We start from the raw sequence: 9,887 nt of genomic DNA on the forward strand, positions 1-9,887 counted from the left end.
GGATACCTTAGGCCCTCTTCTATAGGTCCGTGAATACCACTATCATTTTGATAGTTTGCTGATTATATCAGGGAGATTACGGAATTGTCTTGTCCGCCCGCATCAGGGCCACAATACTTCTATATGCAACCCTCCAGATGCCGAGACCGGATACCTCCCCAGCCCTCAAAGATGGCACTGAGGCAACACAAAGACATGGCTGTTCGTGAAAATGTCCAACACCGCCAGCGGGGCCAGCTTTAACCCTCATTCTGAAATTGGAAATCCTGAGCCAATTTGAAATCTAGGGACCGGCAATGGGACCCAGCCGCGAAAAGAGACTCACAGAAGCCCGCTGGTTAGCTTCTGCTTTCCTGCTGGTGCAGTTGTGCCGGAAAGGATGAAGGTATGCTGTGCGGGCTTCCTTGAGTCTCTGCGGGTAGCTGCTGTTCTGGGCGAAGCTATGCGCTTCTGGCGTTCAATGCTGCTGAACAAAGCTGACGGAATCTATGCGCTTTCAGAATCCCTCTGATTCCTGATTGTGTATGGTCATTCCCTCCGGCTCCCTTGTATCGTCACCAGACAACCAGCGTTGCAGATGATGAAACAGGACCGGCCCCGTGAACAAGAAGACCCGCTTTGTCACATATCTTCGAGTCAGCACACAGCGCCAAGGACAATCAGGGCTGGGTCTGGAAGCACAACGGAGGGCCGTGCAGGACTATGCGACCACAGCAGACGCAGAAGTGCTGGCAGAGTTTGTGGAAGTGGAAAGTGGCAAGAAGAATGACCGGCCCAAACTGGCACAAGCCATGAAGCGTTGCAGGCTGACTGGCTCGGTGCTGCTGATAGCAAAGCTGGACCGTCTGTCCCGTGATGCCCATTTTCTAATTGGTCTGGAAAAGGCTGGTGTTGAGTTTGTGGCCGCTGATATGCCGCAAGCAAACAGACTGACAGTTGGCATCATGGCCCTTGTGGCCCAGCAGGAGCGTGAAGCTATCTCTGCCCGCACAAAGGCGGCACTGGCTGCTGCAAAGGCTCGTGGCGTTGTGCTGGGCGGTTATCGTGGCGGCCCTGTGGTCGATCATGCAGCAGGCACACAGGCGGCATCAGAGGCCCGCAGGAAATCCGCCAGAGCCTTTGCTGAAGACGTTGGGCCATTGGTGCAGGAATTGTCTGCTGCTGGATTGTCACTCCGTCAGGTGGCAGCACGGCTGGAAGAGCAAGGCATCAAGACGGCACGCGGTGGTGGAGACTGGACAGCGGCAGGTGTTTCTCGGGTTCTTTCTCTCATAAGCCATCAAGATAAATAACGGACTCCCTATTGGTTTGTGGTCTCTAAACAAACAACAATGAAAAGGGATTGTTCCTCAAATAAGCAGATGATAGCTTTTACCCTTATTGGATGTGACCGACCTTACAGTCGCACATGTGCAGAGCTAAAAACGTTACAGATTTGGCCCATAAATGGCTGTTTTCTGCGGGTTCTGTTGAGTGGCTTGAGATCCCCTCATCCCCTCATCCGCTCCAACTGCAATTTTCCCAATGAAATAATGGCTTATGACGCGTTGCGAAAAGCAACCGAATGTCGTGCTGCTGGTGGTTTAGAGGTCGTGCTTTCATGACGCTTAAAGCGCGGAGGGTGCTATAAAGAACGCTGCGGTGTGGAGTTTAACTACAGGAGCCGCGGCATGATCTGCGCGCTTCACTATTCCCAGATGCCGTCAGGAAGACAGAACGAAGGTTTTGGGCACCAAGCCAGACCTTAGACAGAGCGCAGTTATTTTTCTTAAAACGACAGACAAGAAAAGAGCTGCGAGTGCCGTGTGGCTACATCCGAGGCTTTCCGTGCCGATGTTAAACGCAACGGTGTCAGGCAGATGCAAGCACTGACTGGGTGCCATGTTGCGGCAGCCAGTCAGTGTGAGTGTTTTTAGCGAAGGAACGGAATATTGGTTTTGGCGACGTCTATAATTTCGTCCCCTCGGCCGTTCATGATGGCTTTCAACGCGTAAAGACTAAAGCCGGTAATCTGTGCTTTTTCTATTTTAGGCGGGATAGCCAGTTCCTGCGTGTTTGTAACAGCATCAAGCACTGCGGGGCCGGGATGGTTGAGGATATTCTCAACGGCGGCGGGAAGATCCGCCGGGTTTTCAGCCCGTACAGCGTGGATACCGATTGCCCGACACATGGCTGCGAAATCAGGGTTTTGAAGGCTAACCCCGGTTTCAAGATACCCCGCGGCTTTCATTTCCATGGCCACGAAACCGAGGGTGCCATTGTTGTAAATAATAAGTTTTACGGGCAATTTTTCCTGAACAAGTGTCAGAAGATCGCCCATTAACATGGTGAACCCGCCATCCCCAGACAGGCTTATAACCTGTCGGTTAGGCTGCGCCACTTGTGCGCCGATAGCCTGCGGTAACGCATTGGCCATGGAGCCATGCACAAATGATCCCATCAGGCGTCTACGTCCGTTCATTGTCAGGTAACGGGCGGCCCAGACTGTTGGTGTGCCGACATCTGCCGTGAAAATGGCATCATCCGTGGCGGCTTTGTCGATAAGGCGTGTCAGGTATTGAGGGTGAATGGGCTTTTTGTTGCCGCCAGTTGCCAGATCATCCAGCCCCTGACGGGCTTTAGTGTAAAGATCCAGACATTTATCCAGATGCGATCTATCAGTTTTAGCAGGAAGATGAGGCAGCAGGGCGACAAGCGTGTTTTTAATATCTCCCACTAGCCCAAGTGCCAACGGGCAACGCCGCCCCAATTGCTGTGGCCGGATGTCGATCTGCGCAATTTTAGCGTCTTCCGGGTAAAACTGACGGTAGGGGAAGTCTGTTCCAAGCATCAGAACAACATCGGCTGCCAGTAATGAATGATACCCGGAAGAAAAACCGATTAAGCCGGTCATGCCAACGTCATAAGGGTTATCGTATTCGACGTGTTCTTTGCCACCCAACGCATGCACGATCGGGGCCTTGAGTGCTTCTGCAACCTGGATCAGTTGGGCGTGGGCTCCGGCACATCCGCGTCCTGCCAGAATGGTAATGCGCTTGCCACTTTTCAGAAGCTCAGCCAACTCGACCAGTTCTTCTGCCGGCGGCACACTAATCGGGTCTTTGGGCAAAAGTGCCAGTTTTTCCGAAATGACAGTGTTAACAGCCGCTTTCAGTGCAACGTCACCCGGAATGGCAATGACTGCGACCCCTTTCTGCCCAACAGCGGCACGGATGGCGGCTTCAACAACACGCGGCGCTTGTTCGGGCGAGGATATGGTTTCGCAGTAGTGGCTACATTCCCGAAACAGCGCTTCAGGTCTGGTTTCCTGAAAATAGCCTGATCCTATTTCCGGGCTGGGAATCTGGGCGGCAATGGCCAGCACCGGCACACGGGATCGGTGAGCATCATATAATCCGTTAATCAGATGCATGTTTCCCGGGCCGCATGACCCTGCACAAACCGCAAGTTTCCCGGTAACATGCGCTTCACCCGCGGCCGCAAAGGCGGCTACTTCTTCATGCCGCACATGCACCCACCGGATGGTCTTACGCTTCAGCAGGCTGTCAGTAATGCCATTCAGGCTATCACCCACGACGCCATAAATGGCATTAACTCCGGCTTTTTCCAGAGTTTGTACAAGGATATCTGCAACATTTGGCTTGGCCATAGTAATCTGTCCTCATGTCAGGGAAGGAGCCTATGGAAGCAAAAGCGCACTGCTGCATGGAAGTTCCCCTTTGCGTGCTGCGAGGGGGAGGCCATACAGTGGCAGAAAGGGGAAATGCAGGACAGCGTGAGCCAGTGCTGCATTATTTCATTTTGATATTGGAATACTTATATAGCGATAGAAGACTATTTTTGCGGTGTTTAGGTTAAAGAACGACCTTTAAGCTCTCTCTCAAAATTTTTGACTCAGCCAACTTCCGTTATAACAATAGTAGTACATTGTTATAAGTTGATTTAATTGGAGGGGAAAGTTTGTTGTTCTCTAAATTTTATTGAATTCACGTTTTTGTGTTCATAAAAATAAACAATTGGTTTTTTGCTTTTTACAGATCAGCCATGCTATTTTTTAGTAATTAAGGTAGTATAACTAGGAAACGCAAAAATTAGCGGTTTTCTGCCATTTATTCGCTTCCATAAGCACAGTTATGGAAGTGAAACGAAAAGTATCTCTTTTTGTGATTTCAGAAACAATATAGTCAAATAAAGAATTGGAATGATAATTTATGAAAAGAAACAGGGTTGAAAATATTATATTATAATGTAAATTTTATAACATATTCGAGATTATCTGGGTCTCGGAACGCTATGGGCCGTATGGCTCAGGGTCAAAAAGTCTGACGGTCTGCCACTGTCATGGAAAGCTTGGTGAGGGTTGGCCAACGCCATCTCTTGGCTAGCCTTTGGGGGCTGCGTGGTAGCCATCATTGCGGACACTTTGGCCCCCTTGTTTGAAGGAGAGGGCTTTTGATGTCCATGTACTGTGTTTTGCGGCGTGCCGAGTGCTGTTGATCTGCCATGCGTCGCTTTGTCTGCTCCATTTTTCTGACGTGCTGTTCCGTCTATCTGTCGTCAGCCGCACAGGCTGAAAAAACACTGGTATCTGTCAGGAATGTCACCATTGAAGGTGGATTGGATATTGGTGGGTCAGCGTTCTATCTGCCCAACGTCAATTTTGGTGCAGGGTCATACGCACCCCGTTCTGATGGGCGATATAGCCGAGCGCAAAGCCCATCTTACGGAGAACTTTACGGCAAACCCATTCTGTCCGGGCGGTGGGATTTGGGGCAGGGATACGCCGTTATTGGCAAGGCCTCTGCTTTGGGGGCTGCTACATTAGGGCATGGGGACGCGCAGGAAGTCTCGCAGACATCTGGCACACCTCGGTCTGTTTATCTTGAAGAAGCTAATATCGGCATCACGCTGCCTGTGCATCTGGCAGGAAACCGTCAGCAGGTGACGGTGCTGGGTGGCCGTCAGGCGTTTGCTGTTGATGATGGCTTTCTGATTGGCAAGGGCACCTACAGTGCGGGTAGTCGTGGTGCATGGTGGTATGCTCCTCGTTTTGCTTTTTCCGGGCCTGGGGTGATCAAACTGGAGGGAAATCCAGTCCGTGCGGATATTTTCATGCTTGAAAACAACGTCGATAATGATCTGGACCGAGGGTATGACCGGCCCAAAACCAAATTTGTCGGTTTTGATATAAGCTGGTTTCGCAATATCCCGGGAGGTCATGGTGAAAACACCTATGCTGACCGGTCTGCCTATATAACGCTGACATATTTTCATGTGCGTGACGCAGATACTTCAGCGCATTACGACTACTCATACCGGGGTGATCGTGATGGCATGAATGTCGCTTCAGTTAGTTGGGGTGGGACGCTTTTTCCGGTAAAGCCTCTGGGAATTTCAAAAAACTTCACGTTTTACGGCAGCTTTGTTTCCGAACAGAACAGTCATGCTGGGAACGGATATAAATCTGTAGAAGCCTACGGCATGTATTTTGAACCCGGTTATCGGTTTACAATGCTGCCATGGCAACCACAGATTTTTTATCGCTACACCCGCTACGGGGGAAACAAGAACCCGAATGGCACCGTAAAGCGCAGCTACGACAATTTTTTCCTCTATGACGGAAAGCGTTATTGTTATGGGGGATACTGGCCCGGTGAAATTGTGGGCATGTATCTGGCCCCGCTGTCTGACCTTGAAATTCATCAGCTTGACCTGACAGCTACGCCCCCAGTCCATTTGCTGAACAAAGAGGACAGCCTGAAACTCGGGTTGCATTATTATGACCTCTCTTTGGTGCATCCGTCAGGCTTCGGGCTGAAATCAGTCGGACGTCATATTTCGAACGAACTGGACGCCACGGCTGAATACGCCCTGAATGCGACAACCTCTGCGTCTCTGGCAGGTGGTGTGGCATTTTCCGGCCCGTCGGGGCGTGCTTTGGCACATTCCGGGGTTCCTGGTGGTTACCCGATACCCGATATTGGCCGCCATGCCGGAATTATCGAGGTGTATTTTTTCAAACATTTCTAAGGGGCGGACACCCTGCGGGAACTTTCAAACTGCTTGCGGATGGTTAATAATCCGGTCGAGCAACAACACGGAAGGACACCATGTAAATGGCTGAACAAGACAGTGCCGTAGCAACCACCCCCACAGCGGGCCTTCGTAATCGTCATATCGCGATGATCGCTCTGGGTGGAGTCATTGGTGCTGGCCTGTTTGTTGGCAGTGGTGCGGCAATAGCGGCGACTGGCCCCGCAGTGCTATTGGCGTTTCTGGCCGTGGGGGCACTGGTTATCCTTGTCATGCGGATGCTGGGCGAAATGGTGGTGGCAGATCCAGGCCGAGGTTCCTTTGTCGAATATATCCGTGCGTCTTGCGGAGACCGTGCTGGTTTTACCGCCGGGTGGCTTTACTGGTTTTTCTGGGTGGTCGTGCTGGGTAGTGAAGCCATTGCCGGGGCCATTCTGCTGCGTGACTGGATCGGCCTGCCGGTCTGGGTGTTGGCGATTAGTCTGATTGTGGTGCTCAAGCTGATTAATTTTGCCGCCCCCCGTGTGTTTGGTGAATGTGAGTTCTGGCTTTCGCTCATTAAGGTGGTCAGCATTCTTGCCTTCATTATGGTCGCGGTGCTGTACGTCGTGCATCTGTTCGGGCCGGGTATTGCGCCAGTGCAGAACTTTATCGGGCATGGCGGCTTTTTCCCGCACGGTTTTGTTGCGGTTTTGTCGATTATTCCCACCATTCTGTTCACCATGATGGGATCAGAGATTGCGACGGTTGCCGCTGCGGAATCTCCTGAACCCGGCAAGAATGTTGCGCGCGTGACACGCAGCATCGGCACCCGGGTAACATTGTTTTATCTGGCATCAGTCGCCATGATTCTGATGGTTGTGCCATGGACAAGCATTGTGCCCGGTCGTTCGCCGTTTGTGACGGCTATGGATGCCATGGGTATTCCGGGGGCAGGGCTGCTGATGCGCATTGTGGTGCTGAGCGCCATTCTGTCCTGCCTGAATTCCAGCATGTATATTACGTCGCGCATCCTGACAGAACTGGCAGCCAGTGGGGATGCGCCTGCCGCATTGGTACGGGAATCAACAACAGATGCGCCTCGGCTTGCCATTGTCATCAGCAGCGTTGTTGGCACGCTGGTGGCGTTTTCTTCCATTCTGGCACCAGACACCATTTTCGCTTTTCTGCTGAGTTGCAGTGGCGGTGTTATTCTTGTGGTCTATTCGATGATTGTTGCGGCGTATCTGAAAGCCCGTAAGGCAGCAGACGGTATGGCCGAAGAAAAAGGCTATAATCTGCCGTTCTTCCCAATCTGCAATTATGTGGCGCTGGGTGCGGTGGTGCTGGTGTTTGTCGCAATGGTGCTAAACCCCGGCGAGCGAATGACCGCCATTGCCAGCATTGGCACATCTATTGCCGTGTATGCAGTCGCGTCCGTGCGCTCTGCACGCCGGTCTTAAAAGGGCTTAGTCTCTTATTAGGTGAGGCTGCTATAGTGTTTTGAGCGTAAAAAAATGGGGCTGCTAGGCCCCATTTTATTTAGAAAATCCAGCATTCACTAATTTGTTTCCGGGCATCGTATGTGCTCAGCCAGCGAAGTAAGGCTATGATGTTGGTGGCCGAGTAAATCGCCGTTCCTGCAAATAAGGTGGGTCGCCGACATCCTATGATGAACACTTCTCTCTGGCATCAAAGGCCGCATCGTGCGGATAGGTTAGCCTTAATGAATGGTCAGGCGGTCCAGACGCATCAGTAAGCCGTGTTCACGCAGGTAAAGCAGTGTCCCGGCTGACAGAATAGTCGTGCCAGCGACGGCAATGGCAACGGACACACTATGGCTGGATACCAGCGTGCCAATAACAGCCCCCACAAAAAGACTGCCAATGGCCGCCAGCCGTCGGGATGTGCCAGGATTTGAGCCCCCCGCAATGCTGCTGTTATGTGCCAACCCATGCAACAGCATGGTTGCGGCAGGCAGGCTCATATCCGCCACTTTGGCGTGCCGGGTGGCTGAGGTCTGCATGCCCATGGCAAAAGCAAGAAGCCCAAGTGTGATGTAGGTGCGGCCCGGAGGGTTGGCTGCCCACACCAGTGCCGTCAGCCCAACCAGCAGACCAACACGCAGCAGAATATCGCCCACAGCGTAGCGGGTGGTGCGGTCCCGGCGTGTCAGGCGGCCACCTGTTACCGCCCCCAGTAAGTACAGCCCGATGGCTTCAAAGCCGGAAAGCACCACGGTTTCAGATGTGGCAATATGCACGGCCATCAGCAGAATGGTGGCAGTCATGTAACCCGCGAAGATTTTCAGATGCAGCAGAGAGATTGCATCCAGCATCCCCATGGCCATGGTCACCAAAATAATGGCGGCAACCAGTCTGGGGTCATGACCTACGCGGGTGTTCATGGTTTCTCCTGAAGTGGGTGGGGTTAAATCTGAGGGGCGTCTCATATCATCTTTTAACATTTTTGTGTGGTGTCAGGCTCAAGGCTCCTATGGGGCTGACGCACAGCTAGGGTTAGAGTGTTTTCACGCATAAAACGGTTTCTATAAAAACAGGTTTTATGGCTCTTTCTTTTTTGATTTGCTGTGACAGTCATTGCTACCCAGTTTTTACTGAATTTGCTGTAGGGGAGAAAAAATCATGACGTACCGGCAAATAAAAAGGGTTCAGCGCCTGCTGTGCATCGCAGTGCTGGGTGCTGGTGTGAGTATTTGCTCTGCTAAAGCGCAAAGTCACATTGTCTCCTTGCAGAAGCTTGATTGGTCTACAGCCGAACATCTTGCGGCAGAGGCTGTGCGTGTGTGTCAGGCCCAAGGATATTCCGTTACCGCGACAGTGGTTGATACCACGGGGCATCAACAGGTTGTCATCAAAGGCGATACTGTGCCGTTGCAGTCCTTGTCTGTGTCGTATCGGAAAGCTTACACGGCCTATTCTTATGGTCTGGCGTTCAACAAAAACACGACCAGTGAACTGATCGCGGCCAAAGTAACAGGACCAGCCAACGGAGCGCTGAACACCATACCAGAAGTTCTGTTTGTACCCGGCGGGGTTACCTTGCGTACGGCGTCTGGCACAACCGTTCTGGGTGGTCTGGGCGTCTCAGGCGCGCCGGGGGGAGACAAGGATGAAGCCTGTGCCTTGGCAGCGGTAAAGAAATTTCAGGCAGATTTTCAATAAGAGAGAGTGCGGCAGGAAACACCCGTCGCTCGAGTGTTTCCTGTTGGCCGCAATGTAAGCTGTACTATCGTCGCCGCTAAACCTATCTGTCATCAAAGAGGAAGAAAGGACCTGTCCCGCGCCCTGACTAGGGGCGGTAAATGCTATCCAAGCGTCATCAGGCTGGCATTGCCACCAGCTGCTGTGGTGTTGATGCTACAAGACTGTTCTTCAAGAACACACTCAACAGATGGAAGCGTGGTGCCCGTAATCCATGCGGAAACAATAGGCTGATTGCTGGTAGCCAATGCCTGACGGGCAGCAGCAAAGGCGGCATCATCACGTTCGCTGAGCATGATTGCACACGGTTCTGCCGTTGCGCTAGCAACAAGCTTTACTTTGGATCGCACCGCATCGGGCAAGCCGATATACCACCCTGAAATAGAGGCATCCGCCAGAATAAGAGCAGTATTGCCACCGACAAGAGACAAAGAAATCTGATCATACAACCCAGATTTTGTAGCCGGGATGCACAGCACATTGCCGCGGGGTGTGAGTTTATAGTGATTTTTCTCCCCCACAGGGCCGGGCAGCGTAATTTCCCCCCCAACCATAGACTGACTGCCTAGTGCAGAGGCCGTTTTGGCTGCTGTGCTTTCCCCTTTGCTTAGCAGCCAGTCCGTCCATGCGGCCATGGCGGGGGGCAGTGTG

At 52.1% G+C, this 9,887-nt stretch carries 6 protein-coding genes and 1 pseudogene; 4 read left to right on the forward strand and 3 right to left on the reverse strand.

Annotated elements, in window-relative coordinates; translation table 11 throughout:
- Window positions 1-599: 599 nt before the first annotated feature.
- The gene (locus Abin_RS10000; protein ID WP_048846487.1) at window positions 600-1,292 is read left to right on the forward strand and encodes a recombinase family protein; all 693 of its coding nucleotides are present in this window, start codon (window positions 600-602) and stop codon (window positions 1,290-1,292) included.
- 620 nt (window positions 1,293-1,912) lie between these two features.
- Here Abin_RS10000 and poxB read toward each other — a convergent pair.
- Window positions 1,913-3,649, reverse strand: coding sequence for a ubiquinone-dependent pyruvate dehydrogenase (gene poxB, locus Abin_RS10005; RefSeq protein ID WP_048846489.1), 1,737 nt, complete (start codon window positions 3,647-3,649; stop codon window positions 1,913-1,915).
- A gap of 854 nt (window positions 3,650-4,503) precedes the next feature.
- Between poxB and Abin_RS10010 the strand changes: the two genes are divergently transcribed.
- Together Abin_RS10010 and Abin_RS10015 are read left to right on the forward strand one after the other, a co-directional pair.
- Window positions 4,504-6,030, forward strand: a complete 1,527-nt coding sequence (locus Abin_RS10010) for an alginate export family protein (protein ID WP_048846491.1) — start codon at window positions 4,504-4,506, stop codon at window positions 6,028-6,030.
- Window positions 6,031-6,116: 86 nt separating this feature from the next.
- Window positions 6,117-7,475: an amino acid permease gene (locus Abin_RS10015; RefSeq protein WP_048846493.1), complete on the forward strand. Its 1,359-nt coding sequence runs from the start codon at window positions 6,117-6,119 to the stop codon at window positions 7,473-7,475.
- Window positions 7,476-7,735: 260 nt separating this feature from the next.
- On the opposite strand, the gene Abin_RS10020 is transcribed toward Abin_RS10015, so the two are convergent.
- A complete protein-coding gene (locus Abin_RS10020) occupies window positions 7,736-8,419 on the reverse strand; it encodes a YoaK family protein (protein ID WP_048846495.1) in 684 nt (227 codons plus the stop codon).
- Window positions 8,420-8,657: 238 nt separating this feature from the next.
- Here Abin_RS10020 and Abin_RS10025 point away from each other — a divergent pair, with 238 nt between their 5' ends.
- On the forward strand, window positions 8,658-9,197 hold the full coding sequence (locus tag Abin_RS10025) for a GlcG/HbpS family heme-binding protein (RefSeq protein WP_048846497.1): 540 nt from the start codon (window positions 8,658-8,660) through the stop codon (window positions 9,195-9,197).
- A gap of 143 nt (window positions 9,198-9,340) precedes the next feature.
- Here the strand turns inward: Abin_RS10025 and Abin_RS10030 are convergent.
- Window positions 9,341-9,887, reverse strand: a pseudogene (locus Abin_RS10030) (trifunctional transcriptional regulator/proline dehydrogenase/L-glutamate gamma-semialdehyde dehydrogenase); the annotation flags it as partial.

Source organism: Acetobacter indonesiensis (assembly GCF_000963945.1).
Classification (GTDB): Bacteria; Pseudomonadota; Alphaproteobacteria; order Acetobacterales; family Acetobacteraceae; genus Acetobacter; species Acetobacter indonesiensis.